Source organism: Streptomyces sp. NPDC052012, from assembly GCF_040689265.1.
Classification (GTDB): Bacteria; Actinomycetota; Actinomycetes; order Streptomycetales; family Streptomycetaceae; genus Streptomyces.
Map to the genome: position 1 here is coordinate 253247 of NZ_JBFAXA010000002.1, position 15748 is coordinate 268994.

At 72.6% G+C, this 15748-nt stretch carries 15 protein-coding genes and 1 pseudogene; 9 read left to right on the forward strand and 7 right to left on the reverse strand.

Features of this window, described 5'->3' with window-relative positions; genetic code table 11:
• Window positions 1–8: 8 nt before the first annotated feature.
• On the reverse strand, window positions 9–1103 hold the full coding sequence (locus AB0412_RS04885; RefSeq protein WP_366401048.1) for a LacI family DNA-binding transcriptional regulator: 1095 nt from the start codon (window positions 1101–1103) through the stop codon (window positions 9–11).
• A gap of 191 nt (window positions 1104–1294) precedes the next feature.
• Here AB0412_RS04885 and AB0412_RS04890 point away from each other — a divergent pair, with 191 nt between their 5' ends.
• The 3 genes from AB0412_RS04890 (at window position 1295) to AB0412_RS04900 (ending at window position 3762) form a co-directional block, all read left to right on the forward strand.
• Window positions 1295–2248 carry an ROK family protein gene (locus AB0412_RS04890; protein ID WP_366401049.1) on the forward strand — a complete coding sequence of 318 codons (954 nt, stop codon included), beginning with the start codon at window positions 1295–1297 and terminating at the stop codon, window positions 2246–2248.
• Window positions 2249–2381: 133 nt separating this feature from the next.
• Entirely contained in the window at window positions 2382–2573 is a 192-nt protein-coding gene (locus AB0412_RS04895; RefSeq protein ID WP_366401050.1) for a hypothetical protein, read from the forward strand.
• Window positions 2574–2718: 145 nt separating this feature from the next.
• Window positions 2719–3762, forward strand: a complete 1044-nt coding sequence (locus AB0412_RS04900) for an NUDIX domain-containing protein (protein ID WP_366401051.1) — start codon at window positions 2719–2721, stop codon at window positions 3760–3762.
• A gap of 129 nt (window positions 3763–3891) precedes the next feature.
• Here the strand turns inward: AB0412_RS04900 and AB0412_RS04905 are convergent, their stop codons facing one another.
• Window positions 3892–5253 carry a dipeptidase gene (locus tag AB0412_RS04905; RefSeq protein ID WP_366401052.1) on the reverse strand — a complete coding sequence of 454 codons (1362 nt, stop codon included), beginning with the start codon at window positions 5251–5253 and terminating at the stop codon, window positions 3892–3894.
• Window positions 5254–5447: 194 nt separating this feature from the next.
• Between AB0412_RS04905 and AB0412_RS04910 the strand changes: the two genes are divergently transcribed.
• Window positions 5448–6680, forward strand: coding sequence for a geranylgeranyl reductase family protein (locus AB0412_RS04910; RefSeq protein ID WP_366401053.1), 1233 nt, complete (start codon window positions 5448–5450; stop codon window positions 6678–6680).
• Here AB0412_RS04910 and AB0412_RS04915 read toward each other — a convergent pair.
• Window positions 6670–7119 carry a nitroreductase family deazaflavin-dependent oxidoreductase gene (locus tag AB0412_RS04915; protein WP_366401054.1) on the reverse strand — a complete coding sequence of 150 codons (450 nt, stop codon included), beginning with the start codon at window positions 7117–7119 and terminating at the stop codon, window positions 6670–6672. The genes AB0412_RS04910 and AB0412_RS04915 overlap by 11 nt on opposite strands.
• A gap of 159 nt (window positions 7120–7278) precedes the next feature.
• Here AB0412_RS04915 and AB0412_RS04920 point away from each other — a divergent pair, with 159 nt between their 5' ends.
• From AB0412_RS04920 to AB0412_RS04930, 3 genes are all read left to right on the forward strand, one after another.
• Window positions 7279–7968: a TetR/AcrR family transcriptional regulator gene (locus AB0412_RS04920; protein WP_366401055.1), complete on the forward strand. Its 690-nt coding sequence runs from the start codon at window positions 7279–7281 to the stop codon at window positions 7966–7968.
• Window positions 7969–8081: 113 nt separating this feature from the next.
• Window positions 8082–9350, forward strand: a complete 1269-nt coding sequence (locus AB0412_RS04925; protein WP_366401056.1) for a sensor histidine kinase — start codon at window positions 8082–8084, stop codon at window positions 9348–9350.
• On the forward strand, window positions 9347–10012 hold the full coding sequence (locus tag AB0412_RS04930) for a response regulator transcription factor (RefSeq protein WP_366401057.1): 666 nt from the start codon (window positions 9347–9349) through the stop codon (window positions 10010–10012). The genes AB0412_RS04925 and AB0412_RS04930 overlap by 4 nt, the downstream gene beginning before the upstream one ends.
• Window positions 10013–10306: 294 nt before the next feature.
• On the opposite strand, the gene AB0412_RS04935 is transcribed toward AB0412_RS04930, so the two are convergent.
• Complete coding sequence (locus AB0412_RS04935) at window positions 10307–11785, reverse strand: MFS transporter (RefSeq protein WP_366401058.1); 1479 nt, start codon at window positions 11783–11785, stop codon at window positions 10307–10309.
• An 86-nt stretch (window positions 11786–11871) separates the two neighbouring features.
• On the opposite strand from AB0412_RS04935, the gene AB0412_RS04940 reads away from it, so the two are divergent.
• Window positions 11872–12264: a MarR family transcriptional regulator gene (locus AB0412_RS04940; protein WP_366401059.1), complete on the forward strand. Its 393-nt coding sequence runs from the start codon at window positions 11872–11874 to the stop codon at window positions 12262–12264.
• A 6-nt stretch (window positions 12265–12270) separates the two neighbouring features.
• Here AB0412_RS04940 and AB0412_RS04945 read toward each other — a convergent pair whose 3' ends face one another.
• The 3 genes from AB0412_RS04945 to AB0412_RS04955 all read right to left on the reverse strand — a co-directional run bounded on the left by AB0412_RS04945 (window position 12271) and on the right by AB0412_RS04955 (window position 15299).
• The gene (locus AB0412_RS04945; protein ID WP_366401060.1) at window positions 12271–13017 is read right to left on the reverse strand and encodes a maleylpyruvate isomerase family mycothiol-dependent enzyme; all 747 of its coding nucleotides are present in this window, start codon (window positions 13015–13017) and stop codon (window positions 12271–12273) included.
• Between the two features lie 59 nt (window positions 13018–13076).
• Entirely contained in the window at window positions 13077–13955 is an 879-nt protein-coding gene (locus tag AB0412_RS04950) for an SDR family oxidoreductase (RefSeq protein ID WP_366401061.1), read from the reverse strand.
• A 186-nt stretch (window positions 13956–14141) separates the two neighbouring features.
• Complete coding sequence (locus AB0412_RS04955; protein WP_366401062.1) at window positions 14142–15299, reverse strand: MFS transporter; 1158 nt, start codon at window positions 15297–15299, stop codon at window positions 14142–14144.
• Window positions 15300–15562: 263 nt separating this feature from the next.
• Between AB0412_RS04955 and AB0412_RS04960 the strand changes: the two are divergent.
• Window positions 15563–15748: pseudogene (locus tag AB0412_RS04960) on the forward strand (hypothetical protein); the annotation flags it as partial.

Here is a 15748-nt window from a genome sequence, read left to right on the forward strand (position 1 = left end):
TCGTCCGCTCAGTCCGCCGGCGGCAGCTCGCCCGAGCCCCGCGTGATCAGTCTGGTGGGCAGTTCGATGCGCTCGGGCATGAGCAGCGTGCCGTCCAGCTGCCGGAACAGCCGCTCCGCCGCGGTCCGGCCGAGCGCCGCGGCGTCCTGGGCGACGACGGTGACCCCCGGCTGCAGCAGGTCGGCGAGCTCGATGTCGTCGAAGCCGACCAGCGCGACCCGGCGGGACTGCTCGGCCAGCACCCGGACCACCGTGACCGTCACGCGGTTGTTGCCCGCGAAGATCGCGGTGACCGGGTGCGGGCCGGCCAGCATCTCCTCGGCCGCGCGCCGCACCCGGCCGGGGTCGGTGACGCCCAGCGACATCCAGGAGTCCTCGACCGGTATGCCCGCGTCCTCCATCGCCGCGCGGTAGCCGCGCAGCCGCTCGGCCGCCGTGTGGATGCGGGGCATGTCCCCGATGAAGCCGATCCTGCGGTGGCCGTGGGCGATGAGGTGCGCGACGCCGTCGCGGGCACCGCCGAAGTTGTCCGAGAGGACGACGTCCGCGTCGATCTTCCCGGCAGGCCGGTCCACGAAGACGGTGGCGACGCCCGCCTTGAGCTCCGGTTCCAGGTAGCGGTGGTCGTCCCCGGCGGGGATCACCAGGAGCCCGTCGACCCGGCGGGCGCACAGCGCGAGGACCAGCTCCTGCTCGCGGTCCGCGTCCTCCGCGCTGGAACCGTTGATCAGCAGGGCGCCGTGCGCGCGGGCCACCTCCTCGACGGCCCGGCTCAGCGGTCCGTAGAACGGGTCCGCGAGATCCTCCAGGACCAGGCCGATGCTGGCGGTGCGGCCCTTGCGCAGCACGCGCGCACTGTCGTTGCGCCGGAAGCCGAGGGCGTCGATGGCCTCCTGGACGCGGCGCTCCGTCTCCGGGGTGACGCCGGGTTCGCCGTTGACGACGCGTGAGACCGTCTTGAGCCCGACCCCCGCCCGGGCGGCCACGTCCTTCATGGTCGGCCGGTTGCCGTAACGGGTCCCTGGGCGGCGGTCGGTGCGGCGGGGCGTCTCCGGCACGATGTGCTGTCCTGTCCTGTCGTCCACGGGGATGCGTAGGTCCATGGGGTTGTATGAGGATGTGGCGTCGAGCATAGAGCCTGGACAACGTTGTCAGAGAAAGAGACACTGTTCACCGCACACTCCGGCCCGCGCGACACGGCGCGACCGGGTTGCGGTTCGCCCCATGTGCTCCTGCTGGTCACATAAGGCGTTTCCGGCGTTTTTCTCATGGTTGACGGGGAGATCCGACACTGATGCACACCGACCTCGTGGCTGCGCTCGACATCGGCGGCACCAAGATCGCCGGCGCTCTGGTGGACGGCCGCGGCCGGATCCTCGTCCGCGCCCAGCGGCCGACGCCCGCCCGGGAGGACGGTGACACCGTGATGCGGGCGGTCGAGGCCGTGCTGGGCGAGCTCACCGCCTCCCCGCTGTGGGAGAACGCCTCCGCCCTCGGCATCGGCAGCGCGGGTCCGGTGGACGCGTCCGCGGGCACGGTGAGCCCGGTGAACGTGCCCGGCTGGCGCGACTACCCGCTCGTCGCCCGGGTGCGGGCGGCGGCCGGGGACCTGCCCGTGGAACTGATCGGTGACGGGGTGGCCATCACGGCGGCCGAGCACTGGCAGGGCGCCGCCCGCGGCCACGACAACGCGCTGTGCATGGTCGTCTCGACCGGGGTCGGCGGAGGGCTCGTCCTGGACGGCAGGCTCCACCCCGGGCCGACCGGCAACGCGGGCCACATCGGGCACATCAGCGTGGACCTCGACGGCGACCCCTGCCCGTGCGGCTCGCGCGGCTGCGTGGAACGCATAGCGAGCGGCCCCAACATCGCCCGCCGCGCCCTCGCCGACGGCTGGCGGCCCGGCCCGGACGGCGACACCTCCGCCGCCGCGGTGGCCGCCGCCGCACGGGCCGGGGACCCGGTGGCCGTGGCGTCCTTCGAACGGGCCGCCCGGGCGCTGGCCGCCGGCATCGCGGCGACCGCGACGCTGGTCGAGATCGACATCGCCGTGATCGGCGGGGGAGTGGGCAAGGCCGGCGAGATCCTCTTCGCGCCGCTGCGCAAGGCCCTCACGGACTACGCCACCCTGTCCTTCGTCCAGCGCCTCGCGGTCGCGCCGGCCCGGATGGGCACGGACGCGGGCCTGGTCGGCGCGGCGGCAGCGGCCCTGGCGCGACGGCCGGACACGGCGGCGGCGGGGGTCTGAGCGGGCGTGTCGGTCCGTTCCGGTGCCGGTACGGGCCTGTCGGGAGCCCTGTGCCTACGGCCGGCGTTCCGCGGGAGCGCCCGGCACGAAACCCGTGCGTGACCCCCGGACCTCTCCCGCAGTTGAGGCGGGTATGAAGAAGCGCAGCATGCTGGCCATCGCCTCCCTCGCCACCGGATTCGTCGTCGCGGCGGTCACCCCCTCCCACGCGGCCGGTGACGGGCTCGACGGGATCGGCGTCACGGACGCCCTCGGCACCCTCGACCAGGCCGTCGACAGCGAGAGCCTGAACCTGGACTACCAGACCAAGGGGGACAAGGACTGACGAGCCCCGCGACAGGACCGTACGGCGCCGGTGCCCCCTCCCCTCGGGGGCGCCAGCGCCGTCGTCATGCGTTCTCAACTGGGGCTGGTTTCCGTGGCAGGGTGGAGCGGGCAAGCCACTGGGGGCCAACAGAAGAGGGGGAACCGTGACCGTGGTCTGGATCAACGGTGCGTTCGGTGCGGGGAAGACCACCACCGCACGGGAACTGATCGAGCTGATCCCGAACAGCACGCTCTTCGACCCCGAGGTCATCGGCGCGGCACTCGCACATCTGCTGCCGCCCAAACGCCTCGCCGAGGTCGGCGACTACCAGGACCTCCCGATCTGGCGCCGTCTCGTGATCGACACGGCCGCCGCGATGCTCACCGAGCTCGGCGGGACTCTCGTGGTCCCCATGACCCTGCTGCGCCAGGAATACCGCGACGAGATCTTCGGCGGACTCGCCGCCCGCCGGATCCCCGTCCGCCATGTCCTCCTGGCCCCGGCCGAAACGATCCTGCGCGAGCGGATAGCGGGCCGTGAGGTCCCGGAGGACCTGCCCGACGGCGAGATACGGGTCCGCCAGTGGTCCTACGACCACATCGAGCCGTACAAGACCGCCCTCGCCTCCTGGCTCACCGCCGACGCCTATCCGGTCGACACCGGGGCGCTGAGCCCGTACGACGCGGCCGTCCGTATCGCCGAGGCGGTGCGCAGCGGTGCGGTGCCCTTCTGCGACATCGTGCAGACACCCGAACCCACCGCCGAGACCGTCGCCGCGGGTGTGCTGCTCTTCGACGAGCAGGACCGGGTGCTGCTCGTCGACCCGACCTACAAGGCGGGCTGGGAGTTCCCCGGGGGTGTGGTGGAACCGGGGGAGGCGCCGGCGCGGGCCGGGATGCGCGAGGTCGCCGAGGAGACGGGGATCAGGCTCGCCGACGTACCGGCGCTGCTGGTCGTCGACTGGGAGCCGCCCGCGCCGCCCGGCTACGGGGGGCTGCGGCTCCTGTTCGACGGGGGCCGGCTCGATGCGGCGGACGCCGGGCGGCTGCTGCTGCCCGGGCCCGAGCTGCGCGAGTGGCGCTTCGCGAGTGAGGCGGAGGCCGCCGAGCTGCTGCCGCCGGTGCGCTACACCCGCCTCCGCCAGGCGCTCCGCGCGCGGGAGCGGGGCAGGGCGGCGTATCTGGAGGCGGGGGTGCCGGTCGGCTAGGTCCGAACCCGGCACCCCGTGCTGGTGCTGGGCGGGGGTGGGAGTCGCCCACCCCCGCCGACGACGTGCCTGCCCCGGGAGCGGGGGGATCATCGCCCACCCGTGCCGCCCTGGGGGCTGCGGCGGGGCTCAGCCTGCGTTCGTGGCGTAGTTGCGCAGGAACAGGGCCTCCGCCACCGACAGGCGTTCCAGCTCGTCGGGGGACACGCTTTCGTTGACCGCGTGGATCTGGGCCTCCGGTTCGCTCAGGCCGATGAGCAGGATCTCCGCGTGGGGGTACAGGGCGGCGAGGGTGTTGCACAGGGGGATGGAGCCGCCCTGGCCGGCGTACTGGAGTTCCTGGCCCGGGTAGGCGACCGCCATCGCGTCGGCCATGGCCTGGTACGCCGGGCTGGTGGTGTCCGCGCGGAACGCCTGGCCCTGGCCGATCTGCTCGGTGCTGATCCGAGCGCCCCACGGAGTGTGGGCCTCCAGGTGGGCCCGGAGCAGCTTGGTCGCCTCGGCCGCGTCCACGCCGGGCGGCACCCGCAGACTGATCAGCGCGCGGGCGCTCGCCTGCACGGACGGCGTGGCACCGATCACGGGCGGGCAGTCGATGCCGAGCACCGTGACCGCCGGACGCGCCCAGATGCGGTCGGCGACCGTGCCCGAGCCGATGAGCTCGACGCCCTCCAGCACCTTGGCGTCCCTGCGGAACTGCTCCTCGTCGTACTGCAGTCCGTCCCACGCGGCGTCCCCGGTCAGCCCGTCGATCGTCGTGCTGCCGTCCTTGCCGCGCAGCGAGTCGAGGACGCGCACCAGAGCGGCGAGCGCGTCCGGCGCGGCCCCGCCGAACTGGCCCGAGTGCAGATTGCCCTCCAGGGTGTCGATCCGCACCCGCACCAGCGTCATGCCGCGCAGTGTCGAGGTGACCGTCGGCAGCCCGGCCCGGAAGTTGCCCGTGTCGCCGATGACGACGGTGTCGGCCTCCAGCAGTTCGGGGTGCTGCTCGGCGTACCGCTCGAGGCCGCCCGTGCCCTGCTCCTCCGAGCCCTCGGCGATCACCTTGACGTGGACCGGTATCCCGCCGTTCGCCTTCAGTGCGCGCAGCGCCAGCAGATGCATGATCAGGCCGCCCTTGCAGTCGGCGGCCCCGCGCCCGTACCAGCGCCCGTCCCGCTCGGTCAGCTCGAACGGCGGCGTCGCCCAGCCGGCCTCGTCCAGCGGCGGCTGCACGTCGTAGTGGGCGTACAGCAGCACCGTCCTGGCGCCCTCGGGGCCGGGCAGGTAGCCGTACACCGACTGGGTGCCGTCGGGGGTGTCGAGCAGCGCCACGTCCTCGAAGCCCTCGGCGGTGAGCGCGTCCGCGATCCAGCGCGCGGCGCCTTCGCTCTCGCTGCGCGGGAACTGGTCGAAGTCCGCCACCGACTTGAAGGCCACCAGCTCGGCGAGCTCCTCCTTCGCCCTCGGCATCAGCGAGGCGACGGTCACGGCGACCGGATTCGACGACATGGGCACGCTCCTTGTGGGTGCGACGTTGTCCTGTTGCGTACATCTGTGTACGACATGATCGTGCGGCATGGGTGAGAGGTCCCGTGTAGGGGGCACCCACGCCGCCGATCCTCCCACAGCGACCTGCGGCGACCACCGCCGTAGGATGCGGGAGGCAGCAGCGGCAGGCGACGGGATCGGAGCGGTAGACCATCGTGACCAGCGAGAACTCTTCGGCGGACGACGAGCGCCAGGTGTGGGACGTCGTCGTGGTGGGCGCGGGACCCGCGGGGGCCTCGGCCGCCTACGCGGCGGCGGTCGCGGGACGGCGCGTGCTGCTGCTGGAGAAGGCGGAGCTGCCGCGCTACAAGACGTGCGGCGGCGGCATCATCGGTCCCTCGCGCGACGCGCTCCCGCCCGGCTTCGAGCTGCCCCTGAAGGACCGGGTGCACGCGGTGACGTTCTCGCACAACGGCCGCTTCACCCGCACCCGCCGCTCCCGCCGGATGCTGTTCGGGCTGATCAACCGCCCCGAGTTCGACCAGCAGCTCGTGGAGTTCGCGCAGAAGGCGGGCGCCGAGCTGCGCACCGGCGTCACCGTGCAGCGCGTCGAGCAGCACGGCTCGGCCGTGCCCGACCGGCGCACGGTCGCCGTCGTCCTGCAGGGCGGCGAGACCGTCCTCGCCCGAGCGGTCGTCGGCGCGGACGGCAGCGCGGGCCGCATAGGGGCCCATGTCGGAGTCAAGGTCGACCAGGTGGACCTGGGCCTGGAGGCGGAGATCCCGGTGCCGGAGACCGTCGCCGAGGACTGGAAGGGGCGGATCCTCATCGACTGGGGCCCCCTGCCCGGCAGTTATGGCTGGGTCTTCCCCAAGGGCGACACCCTCACCGTCGGCGTGATCTCGCGGCGCGGCGAAGGCGCGGCGACCAAGCGCTACTTGGAGGACTTCATCGGCCGCCTCGGCCTCGCCGGCTTCGAACCGAGCATCTCCTCCGGCCATCTGACCCGCTGCCGCGCCGACGACTCACCGCTGTCGCGCGGCCGCGTGCTGGTCTGCGGTGACGCGGCCGGGCTGCTGGAGCCGTGGACCCGCGAGGGCATCTCCTTCGCGCTGCGCTCCGGCCGCCTGGCGGGGGAGTGGGCGGTCCGTATCGCCGAGGCCCACGACGCCGTGGACACCCGCCGCCAGGCGCTGAACTACGCGTTCGCCGTGAAGGCGGGGCTCGGCGTCGAGATGAGCGTCGGCAAGCGGATGCTGGCGGCGTTCGAGCGACGCCCCGGCCTGTTCCACATGGCGCTCACCGGCTTCCGCCCGGCCTGGAAGGCGTTCAAGGACATCACCCAGGGGTCCACGTCCCTCGGCGAGCTGGTCCGCACGCACCCGATGGCCCAGCGTGCGCTGACGGTCCTCGACCGGCGTCAACAGGGCGACGGCGTCAGCTCGTGACCGTGATCCGGAAGACCGGGTGGTCGGGCGCGATACGGCGCAGCTCCTCGTCGGACGAGTCGGGCCCGACGCCCTTGAAGAAGATCCCGACCTCAGCCTTCCAGCGCTCGAGGTAGGCGCGCAGCAGCGGCGGCTTGTCGTCGTCGGTGACCTCGACCGCCGTGAAGCGCTCGACGCGCCTGCCGAGACGGAGCTCCCCGCCGCCGGCCGCGCGCATGTTGTGCGTCCACTGGACGTGGCCGCGCGGTGCGAGGAGGTACTGCTCCCCGTCCACGGTCAGCAGGTTCACGGGCGTGGTCCGCCACTGCCCGCTCCTGCGCCCCCGCACCGCCAGGATCCTGGAACCCCAGACGCTGAGCCCTCGCCGCGTGAGCCAGGCGACGGACCGGTTGACGACATTGACGGTGAACCAGCCGGGCTTGACGACGTGCGCGGACATGAGAACCCCCGTGGGCGAGGCCGATGCGGGAGAGCACCGATCTCAATGGTGAGCAGTGCTCTCGCTGACGTACGACAGTCTGCACCGCGGCGTGGACCCTTGGCAAGAGCACTGCTCTCTTTTGTGTGCAGTGCTCTGCTCGCGTGCGACACTGACCCCATGAGCACCGCACACGGCGCCCGTGCCCGGGCCAGGATCGAAGTCACCGCGGCCATCAAGGAAGAGGCCCGCAGGCAGCTCGCGGCGGAGGGTGCCGCCAAGCTCTCACTGCGGGCCGTGGCCCGGGAACTCGGCATGGCCTCCTCCGCGATCTACCGCTACTTCCCCAGCCGCGACGACCTGCTGACGGCCCTCATCACCGACGCCTACGACTCGCTCGGCGAGGCCGCGGAAGCCGCCCGCGCCGCGACGGACGCCGACGCCCCACCGTCCCGGCGCTGGATCGCCATCTGCGAGGCCGTACGCACCTGGGCCCTGACCCACCCGCACGAATACGCCCTGATCTACGGCACACCGGTGCCCGGCTACATCGCACCCCGCACCACCGTCCCGGCCGCTTCCCGCGTCGCCCTCGCCCTCATCGCCATCCTCCGCGAGGCGCACCGGGAGTCGCGTCTCACCGAGCCCGCACTGCCGCCCGAACTCCGCCCCGAGGCCGAGCGGATGGCCGCCGACTTCGCTCCCGACCTGCCGCCGGAGACCGCGGCGGCGATGGTCGCCGCCTGGGCCCAGCTGTTCGGACTGGTCGGCTTCGAGCTCTTCGGCCAGTTCAACCGGGTGGTGGAGGACCGCGAGCGCTTCTTCCGCCATGCGGCGGCACAGCTCGCCCACTCCGTCGGTCTGACATAGGCACCCGGCGCCCGCTGACACAGGCACCCGGTGCTCGTACTTCGCCGGGAGTACGCGTGATCACCACGCCCGGGTGACGCCGCTCGGGCCGCCCGGCGTCTAGCGTGACGGACATGGACGAGCAACCGGGGAGCGGAGCCCGCCGGATCAGGCCGCCGGAGTGGTGGCGCCGCGGACCGCAGGCGGCGTGGCGGTACGGCCCACGCGGTCGGGACGACCTGGCCGCACAGCCCGGCGCGGACGGCCGGGCCCGCCTGCCCTGGATCACCACCGTCCTGATCACGGCCTTCGTCATGGCCGGCTCCACCTTCGCCGCCCACGCCCAGGAGGGCGAGCGCGTCGCCCTTGACCCGTTCGCCAGGCTCCTGCTGTTCGCGGCGGGCGCCGTTCTCCTGCTGCGCCACCGCCGTCCCGTACCTGTGCTCTTCGGCACCGTCGCCGTCGTCCTCCTCTACCTCGGCGCCGGATACCCGTACGGCCCGGTGTTCCTGACCGTCGCCGTGGCCTGCTTCACCGCCATCGTGGCCGGACACCGGCGTGCAGCCTGGGCGGCGATGGGAACGCTCTGGGCGGGCCACCTCCTCCTCTCCCATGTGCTCTACCGCTGGCTGCCACCCGCCGCCGACTCGGCCGCCTCCTGGAACCAGGAGATCGTGATCGCCACGTGGGTGGTCGCCCTGGTCGCGGTGTCGGAACTGGCCCGCACCCGGCGCGAGCAATGGGCGCGGGAGAGAGCCGAACGGGCCCAGGCGGCACGCCGGCGCGCGGACGAGGAACGCCTGCGCATCGCCCGCGAGCTGCACGACGTGCTCGCCCACAGCATCTCCGTGATCAATGTGCAGGCGGGCGTGGGACTCGCCCTCCTGGACAGCGACCTCGAGCAGGCACGGACGGCGCTCAGCACCATCAAGGACAAGAGCAAGGAGGCGCTCGGAGAGGTCCGCCAGGTGCTCGACACCCTCCGCGCGCCCGGCGCGGCACCCCGCGCCCCGGCTCCCGGCCTGGACCGACTGCCGGAGCTGGTCGAACAAGCAGCCGCCGCGGGCCTCACCGTCACGGTCGAGGGCGAGCCCCCCGAACTCCCGCCCGGCGCGGACCTCGCCGCCTTCCGCATCGTCCAGGAGGCCCTCACCAACGTCGTACGGCACTCCCGGTCACGGCACGCGCGCGTACATCTCGAGGAGCGCGAGGGGCGGCTTCGTCTGTGCATCGACGACGACGGGCCCGCCAGTGGCGCCGACGCGGGTGGCAGCGGCAACGGACTGGCCGGAATGCGGGAGCGGGCCGCGGCACTGGATGGCACCATCGAGGCGGGCCCGCGCCCGGACGGCGGCTTCCGCGTGCTCGCCGTCCTCCCGCTCACGTCACAGGAGGACCGGTGATCCGCGTACTGCTCGCCGACGACCAGTCACTGGTCCGCGCCGGCTTCCGCGCCCTGCTCGACGCACAGCCCGACATCGAGGTGGCCGGGGAGGCGGCCGACGGCCGGGAGGCAGTACGGCTGATCCGCGAACTGCGCCCGGACGTCGTCCTGATGGACATCCGCATGCCCGCACTCGACGGCCTGGCCGCCACCCGCCAGGTCACCGGCGACCCGGACCTGGCCGATGTGAAGGTGGTCATGCTCACCACCTTCGAACTGGACGAGTACGTCTTCGAGGCGATCCGCTCCGGCGCCTCGGGCTTCCTGGTCAAGGACACCGAACCGGAGGAACTCCTGCGCGCGGTCCGAGCGGTGGTCGCGGGTGACGCCCTCCTCTCGCCCGGCGTGACCCGCCGCCTGATCGCCGAGTTCGCGGCCCGCTCCAAGGAACCGGCCGCCGCCGACGCCCTCGGGCACCTCACCGAGCGGGAACGGGAGGTGATGGCACTGGTCGGCATCGGCCTGTCCAACGAGGAGATCGCCCGCCGCCTGGTCGTCAGCCCCCTCACCGCCAAGACCCACGTCAGCCGCACCATGGTCAAACTGGGCGCCCGCGACCGCGCCCAACTGGTGGTCATGGCCTACGAATCCGGCCTGGTCCGCCCGGGCTGGCTGGGCTGACCGGCAGCCGCGAGACGACGCAAGGGGACGTGGTGGTACGGCGCAGCCCGCCGCTCACCTGGCCCCCACGCCGCCCCACTGTGGCAACACAGGGAGGGGCGCGACTGCGGCGGGCTGCGCATTACCGCCGCGGCACCGACCCACCGGCTCGCTCCGCGATATGCCGCCGAAAGCGCACCAGCACACTGACCACCCGGACGCCGAACAGAACCGCAGCCGGCACCGCCCCACAGGCGTGCGCCCGGCGGGACAAGCCACCCCGCCGGGCGCACGCATCGGAGGCGGACCCCCTGGTCACGGCGCGCCGACGCGCTCCGTCTCCGCCTCCCGCGAGGTGGACTTGGCGACAACGACGGACGGGCCACCACGCCGCCCCCGCAGCCCGCTGAGCGATATCAGCAGCCCGGCAACGGCGATCCCGGTCACCACGACCAACCCGGGCCGGTAGCTGTCCAGCACGGCCTGCGGATCCGCCTGGGCCGGCGCGTGCGCGGTCACCACCGCCGTCACCACCGCCAGGAACAGCGCACCGCCCACCTGGACAGACGTGTTGAGCAGCCCGGACACCATGCCCTGCTCGTGCTCGTCGACACCGTTCGTCGCCTGGACGTTGAGCGAGGGGAAGGTCAGGGCGAAGCCCGAGCCGACGAGCAGCATGGTCGGCAGGATCACCGCCGCGTACCCCGGATCGAGGTCGATGCGCAGGAACAGCACGTACCCGGCGACCATCAGGGCGAAGCCCAGCACGATCAGCCGCGCGGTGCCGAACCGGTCGATGACGGCACCCACCTTGGTCGCGGACAGCGCCACCAGCGCACCCGCCGGAAGGAAGGCGAGCGCCGTGTGCAGCGCGGACCACCCCAGCAGCTGCTGCATGTACAGCGTGACCAGGAACTGGAACCCGATGTAGCTGCCGACGAACGTCAGAGCCCCCAGCTGGGCCCGCACCTGCGGCCCCGAGCGCAGCACCCCGAGCCGGATCAGCGGGCTGGCACTGCGCCGCTCGACGGCCACGAACACCGCGAGCAGCAGGACGACGGCCGCGAACGACACGACGGTACGCCCCGAACCCCAGCCCACCTCGGGCGCCTGGACGACGGTGAAGACGAGCAGCAGCATCGACCCGGTGCCGAGCACGGCTCCCGGAATGTCGTAGCCGCCCCGGTTGCGCTCACGCTGGGTGCGGGGCAGCAGCCTCATGCCCACGACCAGAGCGATCAGCGCGATCGGCGCGGGCAGCAGCATGGTGAGCCGCCAGCTGGCCTCGGTGAGCAGCCCGGAGAAGACCAGTCCCATCGAATACCCGGCGGCGCCGCACGTCGTGTAGATGGACAACGCCCGGTTGCGCAGCGGCCCCTCGGGAAACGTCGTGGTGATGATGGACAGCCCGGCAGGCGCGGTGAACGCCGCGCTCAGGCCCTTGACGAACCGGCTGGCGATCAGCAGCGGACCGGAGTCGACGAGACCGCCGAGCAGCGAGGCGACGGCGAAGACTCCGAGGGCGACCAGGAACACCTGGCGCCGGCCCAGCAGGTCGGCGGCGCGACCGCCGAGGAGCAGCAGGCCGCCGTAGCCGAGGATGTAGCCGCTGACGATCCATTGCAGGGACGAGGTCGACAGCCCGAGGTCGGCGCCGATGGACGGCAGGGCCACGCCGACCATGGACACGTCCAGCGCGTCCAGGAACATGGCGGCGCAGAGCACGAGGAGGGTGCCCCACAGCCGGGGAGTCCAACGCCCTTCTGGCGTGGAGGTGGTGAGCGGAGAGGTCATGCCCCAGAGATTTTCATGCATGCGCATCGAATGCAAGCGCATTTAATTCGGATGCAATAAATCAGCGGCTCTGCTACGGTGCGGCCATGGCGGTGAAGCAGGTCGATCAGGAGCTCGTGGAACAGTGGCGGGACCTCCTGGCCCTGCACGCCCGCACCCAGTGCGAGATCGACCGTGCCCTGCACGAACACGGCCTGTGCGCCAGCGACTTCGAGGTCCTCGACATCCTCGCGGAGAGCAGCGCGGAGCAGGGCTGCTCCTACCGCGTCCAGGAGATCTCCGAGCGGGTCCACCTGAGCCAGAGCGCGCTGTCCCGCCTGATCGCGCGGCTGGAGAAGGAGGGCCTGGTCGAACGGGGTATGTGCCCGGAGGACCGCAGAGGCGTCAGGGTGTCGCTCACGGGGAAGGGCCGCGCACTGCACGGCGAGGTACTGCCGGTGCAGCGCGCGGTACTGGCCCGGATGCTCGTGGTTGACTGAACGGCCTCAGATCACGGCGGAGGTCTCCCGCCACAGCTCGGCAAGCGCCGGGTCCCCCGAAACGCCGGGCACGGGCGCCCGGTTCCACAACGCCAGATACAACTGCTCGGCAGGACCGCTCAGTTCACACTCCACGTCCCCGCCGGCCTCCCCGTCCGCGCCCCGCACGGTCACCGGCGGATCCTGGGAGACCCGCACGGTCCATACGGCGTCCGCGTCGGTGACCCGCACGCGCAGCACCCGCGGCGTCTCGCTGCGCACCCGGCTCTTGCGGCGCGCGTGGAAGCCGCGCAGCAGCTCGTCGATGCCGTCCACCGCGAAGTCCGTGCCGACCGGAGTGGAGGCGCCGCCGCGCGCCGACTCGGCGTCGAAGCGGTGCACGGCCGTCTCGTGCGCCTGGCGGCGGGTCCAGAAGGCGAGCGCGGACGGCGCACCGGGCAGGAAGGTGAAGCACTCCACGTCGGGCGCCGCGCCGGCGAGCGTGTCTACCAGCCGGCGGTGACTGTCGCGGTACCAGGCCACCAGCTCCGGACCGTCGAGCGCCGGCTCCTCGCCCATCGGGCGCGGCGCGGTGTGCCCCTCGGCGACGAAACCGGCGGCCCACCGGTGCACGACACCGGTGTGCCGCAGCAGGTCGCGGATCCGCCACCCCGGGCACGTCGGCACGACGGCGTCGGCACCGGCCTCCTCGGCGGCGGTGGCCAGCAACTGGCCTTCTTTGTCCAGGATTCCCAGGAACCAGGCAGTGTCCATGGCAAGGAGTGTGCCGCATGGAGCACACACCAACCCGAGCCGCGGACCGGCGCCCCGCCCTACGGCAGTGGCGTGCCCCCCGTCGCGTTCACGATCTCCGCGGTGATGTACGACGCCTCCTGGGAGGCGAGGAACACGTAGGCCGGAGCCATCTCGGCCGGCTGGGCGGGCCGCCCGATCGGTGCCTGCTTGCCGAACTCCTTCGTGTCGGGCAGCGTCGCCGGGATCAGCGGCGTCCACACCGGTCCCGGTGCGACGGCGTTGACCCGGATGCCCCGCTCGATCAGCATCTGCGCCAGCCCCTGGGTGAAGGTGACGATCGCCCCCTTCGTCGTGGCATAGTCCAGCAGATGAGGGCTCGGCTTGTACGCCTGCACCGAGGTGGAGTTGATGATGCTCCCGCCCTCCGGCATGTGCGGCAGGGCGAACTTGCACAGCCAGAACATGCCGTACAGGTTGGTGCGCATCACCCGGTCGAACTGCTCCGTGGAGATCGCCTCGATGCCGTCGGGCTGCGACATCTGGTACGCCGCGTTGTTCACCAGGATGTCGACCCGCCCGAACTCCGACACGGCACGGTCGATCAGCGCCCGGCAGTTCTCCTCCTCGCGCACGTCGCACGAGACGGGCACGGCACGCCGGCCGGCCTCCTCGACCCACCGCGCGGTCTCGGCGGCATCCTCCTTCTCGCCGTCCAGGTGCGTGAACAGCACATCGGCCCCCTCACGCGCGAAGGCCAGCGCGACCGCCCGCCCGATTCCGGAGTCCCCGCCGGTGATCACGGCCTTGCGGCCGTCGAGCCGCCCGCTGCCGCGGTAGGTGTCCTCGCCGTGGTCCGGCGGCGGATCCATGGGGCCGGTCCAGCCCGGATGCGGCTGGTCCTGGGAGGGGAAATCGGGGGTCGGATGCTGCCCGACGGGATTCTGCTGCTCGCTCACGGTTCTCTCCCTAGTCCCACGACGGCTCTCACGTACCTCGGCCCGCCGCCCGCACGTCCTACGGCCGCCCGCACGCCCGACGGCCGGCCGTACGGTGCGGCCGTACCGTGGCCGGCGGCGGCCTGTCGCACGCGGCGCGACGCCCGGCCGGCGGCGGCGCGGGACACCGGGTACCCCGGCTCGGCCTCAGCCCACCCGTCGGGTCGCGAATCCGATCACCGTCGCCACCCCCGCGAGTATCGCCACGCTGGTCAGCGCCGCCGGAAGGCTGAACCAGTCGGCCATGAAGCCGATCGCCGGCGGTCCGAGAAGCATGCCGCCGTAGCCGAGGGTGGAGGCCGTCGCGACGCCGCTCGGCCCCGCCAGCGCGCCCGCCCGTTCGACGGCCACGGGAAAGAGGTTGGCGAGACCGATCCCCGTGACGGCGTAGCCGAGCAGGGCGGCCCACAGGGAGGGCGCGAGCGCCCCCAGCAGCATCCCGGCGCACGCGGTGGTGCCGCCCACGACGACGGTCCGGGTCCGTCCGAGCCGTTCCAGCAGCGTCGTCCCGGTGAGCCGCCCGACGGTCATGGCGAGAGCGAAGCAGGAATACCCGACGGCCGCCGCGCCCGGCGAGGCGCCGAGGTCCTGCTCCAGGTGGAGCGCACCCCAGTCGGCCAGCGCTCCCTCGCCGTACGCCGTGCACAGTGCGATCAGCCCGAACACGATCACCAACGCCCGGGTACGCCGGTCCAGCCGGCGCGGCGTGGCCTGCTGCCCCCGCCCCCGGTCGGCCGGCGTCAGCGGCTCGCAGCGCATGAGGGCCCGCCCCGCGATCGCCGTCACCACCAGCCCGGCGACGGCCAGCGTCCACAGATGCCGGGTGGGCGAGAGCGAGCCGGCCACCAGCGCGCCCAGGCCCGCGCCGAGCATGCCGCCGAGACTGAACGCGGCGTGGAAGCTCGGCATGACCGGCCGCCGCAGCGCCGCGACCAGATCGACGGCGGCGCTGTTGAACGCCACGTTGATGCCGCCGTAGGCCGCCCCGAACAGCAGCAGCACCGCGCCGAGCGTCAGCGCGGAGTGGGTCAGCGGGGGCAGGCCGACGCTGAGGCAGAGCAGGACCGCGCACACCACGGTGACGAGGTGGCTGCCGTAGCGGCGGCACAGGCGGCCGGTGAGCGTCATGGTGACCACGGCACCGGCGGAGACGCCGAGCAGGGCGAGACCGAGCGCGCTCGTGGAGGCGCCGGTCTGTTCCTTGATGGCGGGGATGCGGACCACCCAGCCGGCGAAGACGAAGCCGTCGAGGGCGAAGAAAGCGGTCAGGGCGAGACGGAGCCGGACGAGGTCGGTACCCGGCACGGCGCTGTGCGAACGGGTTTTGTTTATTAGCGGCACAAAGTCAGGCTAGGTGGCGGCGGGGGGCGGGGCAAGACGGTGCGGGGGAGCCGCGGGGCACGGCGCCGGTGGGGCCGAACGTGCCGCCATAGGGATGGGTTGTTAACCCGTGTGTACGTCCCGGATGGTGAGCGGCGCCGACTTGGCTGACGTTGGATCACGTCGATGCCGGGTCAATCGTGCTGACGAGGAGTCAGCAGCCCGGCCACCGATGGAAGGAACTCCAGATGCGCTCTGCCCGCATGGTGCTCGCCACCGCGACGGCCACGGCGGCCCTCGCGATCGCCGCGCCCGCAGCCTACGCCGATCACACGGGTGACGGGGACCACGACAAGTCTTCTTACAGCAAGGAGCACGACGAGGACAGCAAGCACGACAAGCCGCACGGTGGCATGCACACCGGTGGCGGCGCC